This is a genomic window from Labrys wisconsinensis, from assembly GCF_030814995.1.
Taxonomy (GTDB): Bacteria; Pseudomonadota; Alphaproteobacteria; order Rhizobiales; family Labraceae; genus Labrys; species Labrys wisconsinensis.
The window spans coordinates 1-17890 of sequence record NZ_JAUSVX010000032.1; the positions used below are offsets into that span (position 1 = coordinate 1).

The following is a 17890-nucleotide window of genomic DNA, read 5'->3' on the forward strand; positions in this document are numbered from 1 at the left end:
ATCATCGCCAACATCATGAACCTCGCAGGCGTCCCAGGATACCACCAGCAGGTCTATATGGGCCTCATCATCGTCCTCGCCATGCTCATCCAATATGCAACGGGTTCCCTCAAGCATTGACGCCCATGGCCCGCGACCTCACCCTTTCCATCGACGTCGGCACGGGCAGCGTGCGCGCCGCCCTGGTCGACGGCCGCGGCGGGATCCTCACCATCGCCAGCCGCGAGCACGACCAGATCGTGCCGGCCTTCGGCTGGGCGGAGCAGCGGCCGAGCGACTGGTGGGCCGGCGTCGTCCACGCCATCCGCGCGACGCTGGCCGCGGTGGAGGGCGCCCGCGAGCGCATCGCCGCGATCTGCGCCTGCGGCCAGATGCACGGCACGGTGCTGGTCGACGCGGCGGGCCGGCCGACCCGCAACAGCGTGCCCCTGTGGAACGACAAGCGCACGGCCGGCATCGTCGCCGCCTTCGAGGCCGCCAACCCGCCGGCGAGCTACCTCGCCGAGAGCGGCAACCCGCCGACGCCGGCCTGGCCCGGCTTCAAGCTCGCCTGGCTGCGCGACCACGATCCCGAAGCCTACGCCGCCGCGGCCGCGGTGATCATGCCGAAGGACTTCATCAACCTGAAGCTGACCGGCGAGATCGCCATGGATTCGGGCGACGCGTCCTGCAGCTTCCTGATGAACCCGCGCTCGCGCGCCTGGTCGCCGGCGATGATCGCCCGGCTCGGCCTCGACGCCGCCAAGCTGCCGCCGATCCGCGAGCCGCTTGACATCCTCGGCGCGGTCACGGCCGAGGCCGCCGCCGAGACGGGCCTTGCCGAGGGCACGCCGGTGCTGGTTGGCGGGGCGGACTATCCCGTCGCCCTGCTCGGCTCCGGTGCCTGCCGGCCGGGCCTCGCCTCCGACGTCACCGGCACCTCCTGCATCCTCACCCTGATCGCCGAGGCGCCGCTGCTCGACCCCGAGATCTGCAACGTCGCCACGGTGGAAGGCCAATGGGGGCCGTTCGTGCTCCTGGAGACCGGGGGCGATGCCATGCGCTGGGCCCGGCGCGCCTTCCACGACAAGGCGCTCGGCTACGAGGCGATCGTGGCGCGGGCCGCCGAGGCGCCGGCGGGCGCCGACGGCCTCCTCTTCATGCCCTACCTCACCGGCGAGCGGCTCGGCGCCCATCGCAATGCCCGGGCCCAGTTCTTCGGCCTCGGCGCGGCCCACGGCCTCCCCCATCTGCACCGGGCGGTGATGGAGGGTGTCGCCTTCGCAGCGGCGCGGCACCTCGGGATCATGGAGCGGGCCGCCGGCGCGCGGCTCGAGCGGGTGATCGCCTCGGGCGGCGGCGCCAAGACGGCGCTCTGGCTGAAGATCAAGGCCAGCATCTACGGCATCCCGATCGTGGTGCCGCGCGAGGCCGAATGCGGCGTCGTCGGCTGCGCCGCCATGGCCGCGACCGCCACCGGCCGCTTCGCCGACATCCACGATGCCGTCGCCGCCACCGTCCGCCACACCGAGGAGATCGCGCCCGACCCGGCCTGGACCGAGACCTATGGCCGGATGCAGCCGGTGTTCGACCGCCTCTATGCCCACAGCCAGGCGCTCTACGACGATCTCGACCGGCTGGCGGCCGCCAACGCCGCCGCGGCCGGACGCAGCGACGGATCCTGACCGGGCCGGTCCAGCCGGGCATCATCGTCGATTGACTGCGGCGGCTTGCATGTCTAATTTCTCACATAAATGAAATTATTTCACTTTTGTGATTCAACAAGGACCGCCAACGGCGCGGACGGCAGGGAGGAGACAGACCAATGAGCGAGGACCGGGGCTGGCACAGCGCCACCGGGCGCGCCTTCGGCGGGCCGGGGAAGTACATCCAGCGGGCGGGCGAGATCGCGCGCCTCGCCGATCACCTGGCGCCGCTCGGCAGCAGGCTCTTCCTCCTGGTCGACGGCTTCGTGCTCGATGCGATCGGCCCCGCCATCCGTGGCCCGCTCGAGGCCGCCGGCCTCGCCGTGACCGTCGAACGCTTCGGCGGCGAGTGCTGCACCGAGGAGATCGAGCGTATCGCGGCGCTGGTGAAGGCGGCGGGCGCCGGCGTGGTCGTCGGCATCGGCGGCGGCAAGACCGCCGACACCGCCAAGACCGCGGCGGTCGCCAACGGCGCGCGCATCGCCATCGTGCCGACCATCGCCTCGACCGACGCGCCCTGCAGCGCCGTGGCCGTGCGCTATTCCCGCGAGGGCGTCTACCAGGAATCGATCTCGCTGCCGCGCAACCCCGACGTGGTCGTGGTCGACAGCGCCCTCATCGCCAAGGCGCCGGTGCGCTTCCTCGTCGCCGGCATCGGCGATGCCCTGTCGACCTGGTTCGAGGCGCGCTCGAACCTCGAATCGCGCTCCAACAACTATATCCGTCCGGGCCTGCCGGCACCGGAGGCGGGCGTCGCCATCGCCCGGGCCTGCCACGAGGTGCTGATGCGCGACGCGCTGGCGGCCAAGATCGCCTGCGAGCGCGGCGCCCTGACCCCGGCGGTGGAGGCGATCATCGAGGCCAACACGCTGCTGAGCGGCCTCGGCTTCGAGAATTGCGGCGTCTCGGCCGCGCACGGCATCCATGACGGCCTCACCGTGCTCGACGAGACGCACGGCTTCTTCCACGGCGAGAAGGTCGCCTTCGGCGTGCTCTGCCTCCTGATGCTCGAAGGCCGCCCGCTCGCCGAGATCGAGGCCACGGCGCGGTTCTGCCGCTCGGTCGGGCTGCCGACGACGCTCGCCGACCTGAAGCTCGCCCAGGCGACGCCGGCCGACATCGAGCGCGTCGCCGAAGCCGCGCTCAGGCCAGGCTCCGCCACCTGGCGCGTGGCCGTGCCGCTTTCGGTGGCGATCGTGCGCGACGCCATCCTGGCGCTCGACGCCTTCACCTCGGGCCTGGACCGGGCGGCCAAAGCCTGACCCGCCCTCCATTTCAGCAAGGACGACAGCGATGCGTGCAGCCGTGATGTATGCGCCGGGCGATATCCGGCTCGAGGACGTGCCGAAGCCTTCGGCCGCCGCCGGGGAAGTGCTGCTGCGCGTCGCCGCGGTCGGCGTCTGCGGCTCCGACCTCCCGCGCATGCTGACCAAGGGCGCGCACCGCATGCCGATCGTCTGCGGCCACGAATTCTCCGGCCACATCACGGCGGTCGGCGACGGCGTCGAGGGCTTTCGCACCGGCGAGCTCGTCGGCGTGGCGCCGCTGATCCCCTGCCGGGTGTGCGACCAGTGCGCCACCGGCAATTTCTCGCGCTGCCGCGACTACGACTATTTCGGCAGCCGCCGCGACGGCGCCTATGCCGAGTTCGTGGCCGTGCCGGTCGGCAATCTCCTGAAGGCGCCGGCGGGCGCCGACCCGCGTGCGGTGGCGATGACCGACCCGGCCTCGATCGCCCTGCACGCGGTGTGGAAGGCCCCGCCGACCATGGGCCAGCGCGGCGGCGTGGTCGGCTGCGGGCCGATCGGCCTGTTCGCCATCCAGTGGATGAAGCTGATGGGCTGCACCGAGGTGGTGGCGGTCGACGTCTCCGAGCGCAAGCTGGAGCAGGCCCGCGAGGCTGGGGCGACGCACACGTTCCTGGTCACCGAGCCGCCGCCGGCGGGCCTCGTCTGCGACCTCATCGTCGAGGCGGCGGGCCATCCTTCCTCGATCAACCGCGCGGCGAAGCTGGCGGCGCCCGGCGGCCATGTCGTGCTCATCGGCATCCCGGTCGGCGACGTGGCGCTGGAGAACAAGACCTTCCAGCATTTTCTCCGCCAGGAGATCTCGCTGCACGGCGCCTGGAACTCGTTCGGCGCGCCCTTCCCGGGCAGGCAATGGCGCGTGGCGCTCGACGCCCTGGCCTCCGGCGCGCTGAAATGGGAGTTCATGATTACCCACGAGCTGGAGCTCGAGGCCCTGCCCGGCATGTTCGAGACGTTCCGCGGCAAGAACGACTTCTTCTCCAAGGTGATGTTCAGGCCATAGGGTGGTCGGTGGCGAAAGCATCGTGAGAAGGGCTGCGAAAGGCGCGCCATCCGCAACCGTCATGGCCGGGCTTGACCCGGCCATCCACGCGAACGCCGATCGTGCCAGAGTGGACGCCACAATGTACGCCCAATGCGACAGAAACCTGTGATCGCGTGGATGGCCGGGTCAAGCCCGGCCATGACGCGGCGGTGAGGGAGGAGGCTCGGTTGGCAAACGGGGCGGAACGCGGAACGACCGGTCGCCGGCCGATGACGGACTGCCCGGCATCAGCGAGCAAAGCACCATGACGCGTCTCCTCGGCCTCGACTTCGGCACCGGCGGCATCCGCGTCGGCGTGTTCGACCTCGCCGCGCGCGCCGTGCTCGGCGAGCGGGAGGAGCGCTATGCCACGGCCTACCCGCATCCGGGCTGGGCCGAGCAGTCGCCGACCGAGTGGTGGGAGGCGCTCGGCCGGGCGTGCCGCGCCCTGATGCGCGAGCTCGGCACGCCCGAGATCGCCGGGGTCTGCGTCGCCACCACCGCCTCCACCGTGGTCGCCTGCCGGCGCGACGGCACGCCGCTGCGCCCCGCCCTGCTGTGGATGGACTGCCGCGCCGCGCGCGAGGCGGATCGCACCGCCCGCGCGACGCATCCGGTGCTCGCCTATGCCGGCGGCGGCGACGCCGCGGAATGGCTGGTGCCGAAGGCGATGTGGCTCGCAGAGCACGAGCCGGAGGTCTATGCGCAGGCCGAGGTGATCTGCGAGTGCCTCGACTATGTCAACTTCATGCTGACGGGCCTGTGGGTCGGCTCGCGCATGAACGCCACCTGCAAGTGGAACTATGATTCGGTCGCCGGCCGCTTCCACGACGCGCTCTTCGACGAGCTCGGCGTGCCGGACCTGGCGGCCAGGCTGCCGGCCGAGATCCATGCCGTCGGCGCGCCGGTCGCGCCGGTGAGCGCCGCGGCGGCCGAGCATCTCGGCCTCGCCAACCGCCCGATCCTGGCGCAGGGCGGCATCGACGCGCATATCGGCATGGTCGGCGCCGGCACCATGGCGCCGGGCGAGCTCCTGATGATCGGCGGCACCTCGGTGGTGCATCTGTTCCAGCTGCCGGCGCAGGCGCCGGTCACCGGCTTCTGGGGCCCCTATCCCCATGCCCTGGTCGACGATCACTGGCTGGTCGAGGCCGGCCAGGTCTCGGCCGGCTCGGTGCTGTCCTGGTTCTCGGGCGAAGTGTTCCGCCTCGACGCCGCCGGCCTGGAGGCGCTGTGGCGGGAGGCGGAGGCGCTGCCGGTCGGCGGCGCGGGCCTGCTCACCCTCGACTATTTCATGGGCAATCGCACGCCCTATCGCGACCCGATGCTGCGCGGCGCCGTGCTCGGCCTGTCGCTGGGCCACGACCGGGCGGCGCTCTACCGCTCGGCCGTGGAGGGTGTGGCGCTCGCCTCCGCCAATGTGCTGAGGCGCATGGGCGAGCTCGGCGTCGCCTGCCGGCGCATCGTCAGCTCCGGCGGCTATGCCAGGAACCGGCTCTGGCTGCGCGCCACGGTGGACGCGATCGGCCGGCCGGTGGAGCTGATGCCCGAGGCCAACCTCACCATCATCGGCGCCGCGGCGAGCGCGGCGGCCGGGGCCGGGCTGGTGCCGGACCTCTTCGCCGCAGCCGCGGCGGTGGCCCAGCCCGCCATCACCGTCGAGCCCGACCTCGCCGCCCATGCGCGCTATGGCGAGCTCCTCGCCGACTATCTCGAGGCGACCAAGCTGCTGGCGCCGCTCTCCCGGCGCCTGGCGGCGCGCCAGCTCGGCGGCGCGGCATGAGCGCCGAGCATCTCGACCGCGACGTGCAGTTCCGCGGCCTCTCGGCCGAGCAGCGCGAGCTCCTGATGATCCAGGTGGCCAAGCGCTACTACGAGCTCGACATGACCATGGGCGACCTCGCCAAGGAGCTCGGCCTGACGCGCTGGCAGGCGAGCCGCCTGCTCTCCGACGCGCGCGAGAGCGGCATCGTGCGCATCGAGATCGTGCCGCGCGCGCCGCGCAGCCCGGAGCTGGAGAGCCGGCTGCAGCGCCGCTTCGGCCTCAAGGATGCGGTGGTGGTGCCGCAGAGCCCCGAGGACGACGATGCGCTGCTGCTCGACAGCGTGGCCCAAGCGGCGGCGCGCCTGATCGCCGGGCTCGGCAAGGTGCCGCTGATCGGCGTCTCCTGGGGCCGCACCATGAGCGCCGTCGCCCGGCGCCTGCCGCCGTTCTGGAACGAGGGCGTGGAAGTGGTGCTGCTCAACGGCGCCATGAACATCCGCTCGCCCTCAACCCGCACCAACAACACGGCCGAGCTGTTCGCCCGCGCCGCCAACGGCATGGCGACACTGCTGCCGGTGCCGGCCATCCTGGGCCATGCCGCCACCCGCCTCGCCCTGGAGCAGGACCCGACCATCGCCGGCGTGCTGGCGCTCGGCCGGCGCGCGCCGGTGATCTGCTTCGGCATGGGCGCGGTCGCGCCGGATTCGGTGCTGGTGCAGTCGGGCTTCGTCTCCGAGGCGGAGCAGGCGCGGCTGCGCGCCAAGGGCGCGGTCGGCGACATCCTCAGCCGCTACATCGACGCCCAGGGCGCCATCGTCGACCCCGAGCTCGACGCCCGCACCATCGGCCTCGACCTGCGCTTCTGCGCCGAGCGCGAATTCTCCATCGGCGTCGCCGCCGGCCGCGCCAAGCACGCCATCGCCCTCGCCTGCCTGCGGGCCGGCTATCTCAACGTGCTGGTCACCGACGAGGAGACCGCGCTCTTCCTGCTGGACGAGACGCATCGGGGCTGAAACGTCGCCGGCAGGCGGCCCCGAACGAGAAACGAGAGAGGATCCCCATGGACGAGATCATCGCCACCTTCCGACCGGACCTGTTCGCCGGCAAACATGTGCTGGTGTCCGGCGCCTCGAGCGGCATCGGCCTCGCCATGGCGCAGGGCTTCGCCCGGCTCGGCGCCACCGTGATCGCCACCGGTTCTTCCGCCGCCAAGCTGGAGGCGGAGAAGGCAGACCCGGCCAACAAGGGCATCCGCTTCGCGCTGCTCGACGTGAAGGACCGCAAGGCGATCGACGCCTTCCTCGGCGCCCTGCCCGCTCTCGACGTGCTGGTCAACGCCGCCGGCATCGCCCGGCCCGAGGCCGAGTTCACCGAGGAGACCTATCTGGAGGTGATCGACGTCAACCTCAACAGCGCCATGCGCCTCGCCATGGCGGCGCAGCCGCTGCTCGCCCGCTCCAGGGGCGTCGTCATCAACACCGCCTCGATGCTGAGCTACCTCGCCGACGAGAGCGTGCCGGCCTATGGCGCCAGCAAGACCGGCATCGTCGGCCTGACCCGGGCGCTGGCCCACCGCTTCGGCAAGGACGGCATCCGCGTCAACGCCATCGCGCCCGGCTATCACAAGACCGCGATGACCAAGGCGCTCTGGTCCGACCCGCCGGCCGCCAGCCGCATCGCCGAGCGCTCGGCGCTGAAGCGCTGGGGCACGGTGGACGATCTCGTCGGCACCGCCCTGTTTCTCGCCTCGCCCGCCGCCCTCTTCGTCACGGCAGCGACGCTGCCGGTCGACGGCGGCTATGTCGTCGGCTGAAACCACGCGCGGCGATCGCCGTTGCCAGGACGGCGCATTGCTGCCAAATGGCCGGCATGCGCAGCCAGGACAACGCCCGGACGAAGCCCGCCGCCGACGCAGGCGAGGACGCTCGCGACGCGGCCGCTCCGGTGCGGCCGCCCGTCCGCGCCCGCTCGCCGGCGCTCTGGGGCGTGGCCCTGGCGCTGCTGGCAGCCGCGATCATTGCCGGCTGGGCGGGCAAGCGCTCGGCGCTCGGCGTCGTCGTGGCGGGCTGCGCGCTGGACCAGCGCCTCACCGGCTCGCCCCTGCCGTGCCTCACGGTCGGCGGCGAGGCGCCCTGGGGCTATGCCGTGCTGCGCCCGCCCTGGGGCGGCTCGGAAGCGATCGTGGTCGCCGCGGCGCCGATCGCCGGCATCGAGACGCCCGCCCTGCGCGAGCCGGGGGCGGCGGCGCTGTGGCAGGCCGCCTGGCAGGCCCAGCGCTTCGTCACCCCGGTGCTCGGCCACGACCTGCCGCGCACCGCCATCGGCATGGCGGTGAACTCGCGCCACAGCCGCTCGCAGGACCGGCTGCATATCCATGTCGATTGTTTCGAGGCGAGCTACCAGCGCGCCCTTACCGAGCGGCAGGACGAGATCACCGAGCAATGGACGCGCTTCGCCGTGCCGCTGGAGGGACACCGCTACTGGGTGCGCCGCGTCGCCGGCACCGATCTCGCCGGCATCAACCCGGTGGCACTGCTCGCCGACGGCCTGCCGCAGGCCGCCGCCAACATGCGCGCCATGACGCTTGCGGTCGCCGGCGCCCGGTTCCGGGACGGGAGCGAGGGCTTCTACCTCCTCGCCGACCATGCCAACCTGCCGCGCGGCGATGGCGCCTCGGCCGAGGAGCTGCTCAACCACAGCTGTGTCGGCTGGTAGGCCCCGGCTGCCGGATCCTGCCGGCGGCCGGCGCGGCGAGCGGCTGCTTGAGCGGCCGCACCGCCAGCAGGCGTTCGGCCTCCGTCCTGTACCGGTCGATGCGCGCCGGCCGATCGACGGCCCGCGTGAGACGAACGGCGCTGTTCTGATAATATCCCGCGTCGCGATACCATTGCATGTCGACCTTGCGGACATGTTCGTCGCAGAATTGCGCGAAGGGGTAGGCGGGGCCGACCGTGGCGAGCCAGTCGAAATCCAGCCCCGTCTCCATCAGGAATTCGTAGAAGGCCAGGAGCTCGTTCTCCGGAAAGCGATGATAATTCAGCAGCTCGTCGAAGACGATCACGGCTCCGGCGCCCAGATGCGGCTGCAGACAGCGGAAAATCGTGCTTGTCGAAGAGTAGATGTCGCAATCGACATGCAGCAAATCGATGCGGAAGCCGGACCTGCGGCTCGCCAGAAAGGCCGGCAGGCTGTCCTCGAAGAAACCCGTGACCAGCTCGACATTGGCCGGCACCCGCGGCAGCGAGTCCAGGGCAAAGTCCAGGCGCCAATCCGGACGGCCGTCCTTGGGAAAGCCCTCGAAACTGTCGAAGCCATGGATCTGCCGGCCGGGAAGCAGCGCGGCCAGATGGCGGATCGTGCTGCCCTTCCAGACGCCGAACTCCAGGATCCCGTCCGGCGCCGCCGCGGGGGGCAACGCCCTCACCGCCGCCGTCAGCACCGGCATCACCGGCTTGCGGCCGCTCCTCCAGGGGGTCCAGCGATACGGCGCGAGGCGCACCCGGGAACCGGGGTAGCGAGCGAGCGCGTCGAGAATGAACGCATAATAATGCACGAGATCGATCAAGCGATTCCAATCCAGCTTCGCCTCGCGAGGGCCCCCTGTCGCACGGTGCCGAGCCCGAGGCGACGGCATGATGACCCCCCTGCCGTCACGGACCGGGCCCCCGTGCCCGGCCCTGCTGCCGAAAAGCGGCAATGGATCGAAGGCGCTTCGCGATCTTTTACGGATTATGGCCAGGGCGCACAAGCACATGCCGCCCCGGATGCCGGCCGAGGCCGATACGTCGCTTTCGGCGCTCGCGGGTCGGTGCGGGGCGAAGTCCATCCCGACCACGTCATATTTGCGGCTTATTCGACAAGACCGATGACGGAAGGCTGCGGGCATCGGCCGGGCAAGGCAGGCGCACGGCTGCTGCCTCCGCGGACATGGTCCGGCGGCGGCACCGGCAACGGACCGTCGCCGAGGCCCGCCGCCGCGGCGGTTGCCTGTGCGTGGGGAGAGCGATCATGATCCTGAGGTTCTTTGCCACCATCGGTGTCGGGACCCTCGCCGTCGTGGCGTTCTGGGGCTTCCTGGTGATGGCGACGCCGCCCGCGCCCAAGCCCAAGCCCTTCGAGAAGATCGGCCCCGGCATGGCCATGCACGATCCGCAGGTGCGGGACGTGACCGCGCAACCGCACGCCGCGCCCGCTGCGCAACCCGCCGTGACGGCCGCCGCCCCACCTCCCGCATCCCCTGCGGCGCCCCCGCCGGCGACGCCGACGCCCCCAGCTCCCGCGCCGGACGCGCTGTCCCCCGCACCAGCGCAGGCGCCGGACGCGCCAGCCCCGGCACCGGTGCAGGCGCCCGACGCCACGCCGCCGCCCGGCGCACCGGAGGTCGCGGCCGCCCCGGACGACCCGGCGGCGGCGCAGCCGGCCCCCGGACCCGGGCAGAAGCACGCGGCGCATTGCACACGCTACCGGACCTATGACGCGGCGACCCAGACCTATCGGGGCTTTGACGGGCTCGTGCACCCCTGCCGGACATAGCGGGAGCATCGATCAGGCCGGCGGCCCGGCGGGATATCGAGGTTTCAGCGGCGCTTGGCGGCCGGCATCGCCTTGCGATCCGCACAACCCTGCCCGGCCGATTCCGGGATGCCGGCCACGCGCCACCCCTGGAGGAGCGAGTGCATCGACGGGTCGCGCCGGTCGCCATCCCGGCCCCGCCGCGCCGGCGCGGCTCATCACCGTTGACTCCCCCGTAATGCAATGCAACATTTTGGACCATCGTCGAAACTCAGGGGAAGCCGTCGTGGAATACGTCGCCTGTACAGCGATGTCAGGCCTGCTCGCGCCCGCGACCGCCGCGTGGTCCCGTAGCCCGCGCACCGGCGCGCGGGAGCCGGCCGTTCCGCTTCGAATCACGATTGTGGCGCCGGGGCGGCCACATATCCTCCAAATCACCGCGTCATTGCCAAATTGCCGTGTCATTGGCGCGACGTCGAACCGGGGTAGAGATGGTGAAGCGCTTTGTAGGATCTCCGCGGAAACGGAAGATCCAACAGGCGTTCGAAAAAACGGGGCGAGACGGGGCGATCAACAACAGGTGGCCAGATGTTGAGAGAATTATCTTTTGTTGGCAAAATAACCCCCGCTCCAGATCTGAATGCTTTTCTGGACGGCGCCATTCCAAGAATGAGGCAGAGCTGGAAGGCAAAGGATTATTCGACGACCTTCGAAGCCGCAAAGATCATTACCAAGCAATTGCCTGATTGCGACGACGCGTGGCGGCTGGCGCATCTGTCGGCCTTGCATCTCGACGATTCCGACTTCGTCGTCGAGAACCTCCATTCGTTGCGGGGCGATCCCGAGGTGCAGGCCAGGATCGTCCGATATCTGGCCAAGCAGGACGACCATGTCTGGCAGGCATCCGAGTTGGCGAAGCGGCTCGACGTGGCCGGACATGCCGAGGCCGTCAGCCCCCCGACGCGCAGGCACATCATCGACAGGCTGATGCGGCTCGGGCTCCATGCCTACCGACTCGACGATGCCGTCACGGCCGGACGGCTGTTTCGGCGCTGTGTTGAGCTCGCCCCCGACTCCGACGAGGCGAAGCGCTATCTCACCGACGGGGCGGCGGCGGAGATCAGGCGGGCCAGGCAGACCAAGCTCGCCGACGATCCCCATGGCTATGAAGCGGCATGGCGGCGTGTGCTGGCCTATGAGCCGGACCATGCGGACGGGCTGCGGCGCGTTGCCAAGGCTGTCGACCAGCGAGGCGAGGCGGGCGAATCCTACGAGGACTGGCTGAACTATCTCCGCGCCGATCCGCATGACGAAAAGGCGTTCACCCAGTTCGCCCGGGCGGCCCGTCGGGCCGGACGGGCCGTGGAGGCGCTCCGGCGGATGCACACGCTCGGCCTCGATACCTCCCGTGCCGAGGCAGAATCCCTGGTGCGCGAGGCGCGCCGGTCTGCCAGGCTCGCCCACAAGGAGGGCGATCCGCGCGCAGCCGCGACGGCGCTGTCCGCCATGTCCGCGGTCGGCGCTCTGGCCGAGCAGGATGCGACCCTGGTCGAGGCCACGCGGCGGCGCCTGAGCCGCCTTCTGGTCGCATCGCGGCGCGAGGGTGGCCTGGACCAGACGTCGGCCCTGGCGTCCCTGCTGCTCGACCTCGTGCCGGACGACGAGGTGGCTCTGCTCATGCTGGCGCAATATGCCAAGCTGTGCCGCGATCGCGAAAGAGCGGCCGCCTTCTACGAGCGCCTCACGCAGGTCGTGCCCTCGAACGCGAGCTACCGGGTGACGCTGGACCGGGTGCGCGGTCACGCCGCGGCCTGAGGCCGCAGCAGCCGCGCCGCCTCGGCCGCTGGCCTCTCCACGCGCAGTTTCCTTCGGGGGCCCCGGAGGAGGCATCGGCAAGCGGTGATGCGGCGTGGCGAGCCCGGCCGCCCGGCATGACCTCGCGGGAACGGGCCGAGGCGATCCTCGGCCCGGGCGTCGCGCGGGACCGGGGACGCTGCTGCGCAGCGCGGACGCACCGATCTCCGGCCAACGGTCGAGACGTGACGGTCGTCGGCCGTGGAACCCGCGCCTCCGACATGAGGACTTGCGGGCCCCTTCGAGGACCTCGCCAGCCCTTGCTTCTCCAGACAAGCGCCGGCGCTCCATTCCGAAGAACGCCGGGCACGCGAGCAGAGGCGCCCCGGCGAAGATTCGCACTCGACCATCCTCCCCGCCGGCTCGAGCCCCGGCGCGGGCGAATCGGTGACGAGGCGGGGCCGCACGGCAGCTCCCAGTGCGCATGAAGCGCCGCAGACGGCGGCCGGCGTGGACGATCCCCGCCGGCGCGCGTGGCCGCGCCCACGCGAGAGACTGCTTCTCGACGAAGCATCGCGCGTTACCTTCCCGCATGTATACATCGAAATATCGACATAACGTTGAGGGAGCTGCTGTATTGTCTTGACCGGACGCTACGGTGGCTCGAACATCGGCGGCGGTCTCGGCTCGTTCCACCAGCGGAAAAGCGAATGGCACAGGGGGCGGAGTCACGCGATGCGCGGCTCGGAAGCAGCCGCGTTCTGGTGACCGGTGGCGCAGGCTACATGGGGTCGATGCTGGTCAGGCGCCTTCTCGCCCTCGGCCACGAGGTCGCCGTGCTGGACAGCTTCCTCTACGGCCACCAGTCGCTCTCCGGCCTTTCGTCGGAGGTGACGATCTTCCATGGCGACGTCCGTGGCGCATCCGTGACGCAGAGGGCATTGGACGGCGTCGATGCGGTCGTGCATCTCGGCGAGATCGTCGGCGAGCCGGCTTGCGCCTTCTCGCCCGCGCTCGCGCGATCGGTGAACCTGGACGGCGCGCGTCGCCTCATCGACGAGGCCGTCAAGCGCGGCGTGCGTCACTTCGTCTACGCCTCGTCCTGCAGCGTCTACGGATTTGATTCCGGCGACAGCCTGCTGACGGAAAGCAGCGCTTGCAACCCCGTCGGGATCTATGGGCAGCTCAAGCTCGAGGTCGAGCGCTACGTCAAATCCGCCCATTCCCGAGACTTGCGATCGACGATCCTGCGCTTCGCGACGCTGCACGGCCCTTCCCATCGGCCACGGCTCGACATCGTCGCCAACGTGATGACGGCCCGGGCCTTCTCGACCGGCGCCATCACCGTCAGCGGCCCCGGCAGCTGGCGCCCGCACCTGAGTGTCGGCGACGCCGCGCGCGCCGTGGCCATCGTGCTCCAGCGCAGCGTGACCGATGCCGGCGTGGATATATTCAATGTCGGCGACGCCGAACAGAACTTCACGATGGAGGGCCTCGCACACATCGTGCAGGAGGTCGTGCCGGGCACCCGCTGCACCATCGAAGACGGCGGCAAGACCGAGAACCAGCTGTCCTATCGCGTGGACTTCCGCAAGATCTATTCCGAGTTGGGCTTCGTGCCCTTGGACACTATTCGACGGCAGCTCAAGTTGCTGCTCGCTTTCCTGGAAGGGGAAGGTCGCGTCGACGATCCGCGATTCTCCAATCTGCGTTCGGCCGAGCTGCGTGCCTGACAATCCCCCGCACGATCCGGCCGCGGGCATGATCCGTGCCGCCCGCCGGCATGCGTGCCACATGCTCGACGTCGGCGCCGAGTCCCGGCGCGGCTTCTCGCCCTGGGGTGAGACATCTGCGAGGAGGTCTGCTCCGGGCGCGGCCTGCCGATCGGAAAATGACAGCGGGGCTTCCCGGCGCCGGGCACCCACACGCGCCTGAGACGCAGGCGACGGCCGCCTTACACGCACACAGCCGAAGGAGGATGCCTTGGTGGAGCTGAGGGGAGTGTCCATTCCGACCTAATTAAGCCATTGAAATTCCAATAAATGTAGACATCTCAAGTGCTTCCGGGTACGCATGAAGGGTACGTACCGGGGTACGCAGGGGGTGTCTGAGATGGCAAGGCCGGCCGCTGCCGACACGCGATATCTGGAACAGAAGAATGGGAAGTGGCGGGTAACGCTCGCCGTCCCTCGCGAGCTTCAGGGCAAACTCGGGACCCGTCTCAAGCGCCCGCTGCACACCGACAGCCTCGCGGTCGCCAACCGGATCAAGTGGCAGGCGCTGGCGGAGCTGCGGGCGGTCATCGAGCATGCCCGCAACGTGACGGGCAAGGGCGCCATCATCCGGGAGGCCATCGAGCTGGCGGCGTATCGCTCACGAGCACGGGACCCCGAGGAGATTGCGAACCTAGACGACGCCATTGTGGATCGAGCGATCGAGCTTCAGGGACCTGTCGTAGGCTCTGAGGAGGACGTGGACGGCGGCCCGGTGCCGATCTTCGATCCCGAGAAGGAGCGGGCGGCCTTAGAGTTCGCAGAGGTCGCCCAGGGCCGAGCAACGCCCATCGCCCTCTACCATCCCGACTACCTCAACCAGTCGATCAACAAGCGCCGCACTAAGGCCGACGATGAGCGGTCCTTGCGGTTCCTCCTGGCGTGGTGCGAGCGGGAGCGGGTGCGGCCCACGTTGCAGGCGATAACCCGTAAGGTGGCGGCCCGCTTCATGGATGATCTGGGCGGGGTTGCCGGCGGGCAGAGCCCGGTGACCCTTCAGAAGTACGTGTCCCGCCTCTCTCGCTTCTGGCAATGGCTCGCGAAGCGTGACCACGTCGAGAGCAACCCATGGGCGGGCCTCAGGGTCGAGGCGAAGCCAACCCCGCATGACGAGCTAGAGCGGCCCTTCACGGATGCCGAGATGCTCGCCCTCCTCAACGGCGCCGCGTCCCCCGAGATGCACGACCTTATGCGCATAGCGGCCCTCTCGGGGGCACGCTTGGATGTCATCGTGGACCTCAGGGTCAAGGACTGCGCGGGCGGCATGTTCGTCTTCAAGCCGCAGAAGAAGGAGACCGCGCCGCGGCAAGTCCCGATCCACTCGGAACTCGCGGCGATCATCAAGAGGCGGGCCAAGGGGAAGGCCGCAGATGACGCCATGTTCCCAGAGTGGCCGGCCCCGAGAAAGGTGGGGTCCCAGCGTGAGCGGTCCTTCAAGGCGTCCAACGCCTTCACAGCGTATCGCCGGCAAGTGGGCGTTGATGATGTGGTGCCAGGTAAGCGCCGCTCCCTCGTCAACTTCCACTCGTTCCGGCGCTGGTTCATCACCAAGGCGGAGCAGGCGGACCAGGCTGAGGGGATCATAGCGGCCGTGGTGGGCCACAAGAGGAAGGGGATGACCCTGGGCAGATATTCGGCGGGGCCGCTGCTGGAACAGGCTAGGCGGTGTGTAGAAGCTGTGAGGTTGCCGCGGCAGCCTAGTGCCAAAGAATAGGGCGCAGCCTACGCGACGCTCTCGGCGCCGAAGCTGGCCTAGACCTAATCCACAACATCCACAGCGCTGTGAATAGACGGCCCGACTCTGCGGCATACGATTGACTCGCTTCGGCGACTCGGGCCATTACTCTCCACACGGTTCGCGTGTGTGCTCGGCGCATCTCTATTCAGGCACCAGGGGAGGCCTGAGGCTGCGAGCCCCACTTCAAAAAGGCTGATACCACATGTTGGTATATAAGCCCATGTACCCTACAATGGGTTGCGTGCGACTCCGTCATGGAGTCGCAACCTCCGCCTAACCATGCCGTGAACAGACTGGGAAACTCTCCTTTCGTTCTCACGAGGCTCATATGGCCGCAGCTATGCGCCGCAAGGCGTACGATCCAACAGCTTCCCTTGATGGAGGGGGGCTGCCGTTCCGCCAGTTCACCACCGAGCCCACTAAGCTCTTCGTTGATCAGGTCGCAGAGCACATCAAACAGACTGGCCAGCCGGAGACCTGCGATGGTCTCTTCCGCGGCCAGCTAGACCAAGACACAAGGTACCGTATATTGCGGAAGATCAACATCGACCGCAGAAAGCGCCCTGAAGGTGACCGGGCGACCTGCCCAATGTGCACGCCAAACAGATTCCTCGAAGGCGCCATCGTATACTGCCACGAGATTGGCGTCGTGGCCGTCATAGGCCATTGCTGCGCGACACACGCTGATGAAGCACAACGGGACTTCAGAAAGGCCGAACTGAAGTGGTCTCAGGAAACCTACTTGATGGCGGCCCTGCCGCAGCTCCGCGGGAAGCAACAGGCGTTAGCCAAGCTTCGAGGCGCCGCTGATGCCGCACTGGCTCTATACCGCAAGTTCCGCTTAGGGGCCCCGAGGCTGCACCAGCACCTTCGCGATGTTGCCGTCCGGGGCGGACGCCTTGTTCTGTATGAGGTGCTCCGAACCGCGGATGAAGACCAGGGAGACCGTAGGGACTACACAGGCCCCGCGGGGTTTCGCGGCAAGGGCAGCTCCGAGACAGAGACGCGAGACCACACCTTCGGTGTTATCGGAGGCGTGACGGCGACACTGAGCAACTACAACCCGGTCAAGGAGCTGGCTGACGCGATCCGCTTTGCCGACTCGATGGTCTTCACCGGGGACGAGGGCGCTGCAATAGATTTCGTGGCGCAGCTCGATGACGACCCCGCTCGGAGGGGCGCTGCGGTGGCCATCTGTCAAGGCACCGATCATCGGTACAAGAAGTTCTCTTCCCGATTGGTCGACTTTCTAGCGTTCTGGGACGCGGACAACGTGGAACGCTTGAACCAATACGGGCAGAGCGAGTGGAACCCCCATCCTTTCCAGGTCCGGCGCAATGTTCGAAGGGGTTCCACATGGATCACTATCCGGGAGCATCGGAGCCAGACGCCCCTAACATTGCTGCTTCCGGCTACATTGCTGGGCCTCACCCTGCCGGAGTGGACCCACTTCGAATTCAGAACCTCTCCGCCCGCTACCTAGAAGCGCCCCACGGGGAGGCGCGAGGGTAAGCCGGAGATTGGCCCGTGGCCCTCAGTCGTCAGCTCCGTTATGCACTAGCTCGAACGACGAAAGGAATAAGAAGTGCCGTTGATTCCGATCGCACCAAAGTCCGGAGTAAAAGCATTTCACTGCCCTCTTTGTAATGCGTACGCAGAACACCGTTGGGGGGAGTTGTTGCATAGCTGTTTCGGGGCTCCAAATTGGCGAAACATGGAGGGCTACCGGCGCACCGAATGCGTGCACTGCGAAGGCGAACTCATATGGAAGGACGATGTAATAGTCCTGCCAAACGTATTGAGTGGGCCCGAGCCAAACGAAGACCTCAACGATGACATCAAGGCCGACTATCAGGAAGCACGCTCCATAGCCGTCAAGAGCCCCCGAGGCGCCGCCGCTCTGTTGCGCTTGTGCCTGCAAAAGCTGTGCGCCCAACTAGGACAGCCGGGGAAAGATATCAACAAGGACATTGCCGCACTCGTGAAGACGGGCCTGCCCGTCGATATTCAGCGTGCTCTCGATGTGGTTCGCGTCGTCGGCAACCAGGCAGTCCACCCCGGCGAACTGGACATAAAGGATGATATAGAGACAGTTGGCGCCCTCTTTGAACTCCTCAACGCAATTGCGGATGACATGCTGACGCAACCAAAGAAGAGGGAGGCGCTCTTCGCGAGGCTCCCGCAGGGGGCCCGCGATGCCATCGCAAAGCGCGACGGGAAACCGTAGCGCCGGGTAAGAGGAGGAGGCACGCGGACCCATCGCCATCAAGACCAACGCGGCCTCCTCCCCGCT

General features: G+C 68.8%; 14 protein-coding genes and 1 pseudogene. 14 read left to right on the plus strand and 1 reads right to left on the minus strand.

Features of this window, described 5'->3' with window-relative positions; all coding sequences use genetic code 11:
- The 8 genes and pseudogenes from QO011_RS41130 to QO011_RS41165 form a co-directional block, all read left to right on the plus strand.
- Nucleotides 1-120 (plus strand): annotated as a pseudogene (locus tag QO011_RS41130) (ABC transporter permease); the annotation flags it as partial.
- 5 nt (nt 121-125) lie between these two features.
- Nucleotides 126-1664, plus strand: coding sequence for a xylulokinase (locus tag QO011_RS41135; protein ID WP_307286158.1), 1539 nt, complete (start codon nt 126-128; stop codon nt 1662-1664).
- 140 nt (nt 1665-1804) lie between these two features.
- Nucleotides 1805-2947 carry a glycerol dehydrogenase gene (locus tag QO011_RS41140; RefSeq protein WP_307286162.1) on the plus strand — a complete coding sequence of 381 codons (1143 nt, stop codon included), beginning with the start codon at nt 1805-1807 and terminating at the stop codon, nt 2945-2947.
- Nucleotides 2948-2978: 31 nt separating this feature from the next.
- Nucleotides 2979-3995 carry a galactitol-1-phosphate 5-dehydrogenase gene (locus QO011_RS41145; RefSeq protein ID WP_307286164.1) on the plus strand — a complete coding sequence of 339 codons (1017 nt, stop codon included), beginning with the start codon at nt 2979-2981 and terminating at the stop codon, nt 3993-3995.
- Nucleotides 3996-4281: 286 nt separating this feature from the next.
- Nucleotides 4282-5799: an FGGY-family carbohydrate kinase gene (locus QO011_RS41150; protein ID WP_307286168.1), complete on the plus strand. Its 1518-nt coding sequence runs from the start codon at nt 4282-4284 to the stop codon at nt 5797-5799.
- Nucleotides 5796-6794: a sugar-binding transcriptional regulator gene (locus tag QO011_RS41155; protein ID WP_307286171.1), complete on the plus strand. Its 999-nt coding sequence runs from the start codon at nt 5796-5798 to the stop codon at nt 6792-6794. The genes QO011_RS41150 and QO011_RS41155 overlap by 4 nt, the downstream gene beginning before the upstream one ends.
- Before the next feature lie 47 nt (nt 6795-6841).
- Nucleotides 6842-7594 carry an SDR family NAD(P)-dependent oxidoreductase gene (locus QO011_RS41160; protein ID WP_307286172.1) on the plus strand — a complete coding sequence of 251 codons (753 nt, stop codon included), beginning with the start codon at nt 6842-6844 and terminating at the stop codon, nt 7592-7594.
- A gap of 56 nt (nt 7595-7650) precedes the next feature.
- Nucleotides 7651-8496, plus strand: a complete 846-nt coding sequence (locus QO011_RS41165; protein WP_307286175.1) for a CDP-diacylglycerol diphosphatase — start codon at nt 7651-7653, stop codon at nt 8494-8496.
- Here QO011_RS41165 and QO011_RS41170 read toward each other — a convergent pair.
- Nucleotides 8471-9346 carry a class I SAM-dependent methyltransferase gene (locus QO011_RS41170; RefSeq protein ID WP_307286178.1) on the minus strand — a complete coding sequence of 292 codons (876 nt, stop codon included), beginning with the start codon at nt 9344-9346 and terminating at the stop codon, nt 8471-8473. The two genes, QO011_RS41165 and QO011_RS41170, sit on opposite strands and share 26 nt — an antisense overlap.
- A gap of 443 nt (nt 9347-9789) precedes the next feature.
- Here QO011_RS41170 and QO011_RS41175 point away from each other — a divergent pair, with 443 nt between their 5' ends.
- The 6 genes from QO011_RS41175 to QO011_RS41200 all read left to right on the plus strand — a co-directional run bounded on the left by QO011_RS41175 (nt 9790) and on the right by QO011_RS41200 (nt 17824).
- Entirely contained in the window at nt 9790-10314 is a 525-nt protein-coding gene (locus QO011_RS41175) for a BA14K family protein (RefSeq protein WP_307286181.1), read from the plus strand.
- A gap of 648 nt (nt 10315-10962) precedes the next feature.
- Nucleotides 10963-12108, plus strand: a complete 1146-nt coding sequence (locus QO011_RS41180; RefSeq protein WP_307286184.1) for a tetratricopeptide repeat protein — start codon at nt 10963-10965, stop codon at nt 12106-12108.
- 689 nt (nt 12109-12797) lie between these two features.
- Nucleotides 12798-13820 (plus strand): NAD-dependent epimerase/dehydratase family protein, encoded by a 1023-nt coding sequence (locus QO011_RS41185; protein WP_307286186.1) that lies wholly within the window; start codon nt 12798-12800, stop codon nt 13818-13820.
- A 379-nt stretch (nt 13821-14199) separates the two neighbouring features.
- The gene (locus tag QO011_RS41190) at nt 14200-15573 is read left to right on the plus strand and encodes a DUF6538 domain-containing protein (RefSeq protein WP_307286190.1); all 1374 of its coding nucleotides are present in this window, start codon (nt 14200-14202) and stop codon (nt 15571-15573) included.
- 352 nt (nt 15574-15925) lie between these two features.
- Nucleotides 15926-17080 carry a hypothetical protein gene (locus tag QO011_RS41195; protein WP_307286193.1) on the plus strand — a complete coding sequence of 385 codons (1155 nt, stop codon included), beginning with the start codon at nt 15926-15928 and terminating at the stop codon, nt 17078-17080.
- A 231-nt stretch (nt 17081-17311) separates the two neighbouring features.
- Nucleotides 17312-17824, plus strand: coding sequence for a DUF4145 domain-containing protein (locus QO011_RS41200; RefSeq protein WP_307286196.1), 513 nt, complete (start codon nt 17312-17314; stop codon nt 17822-17824).
- Nucleotides 17825-17890 lie beyond the last annotated feature (66 nt).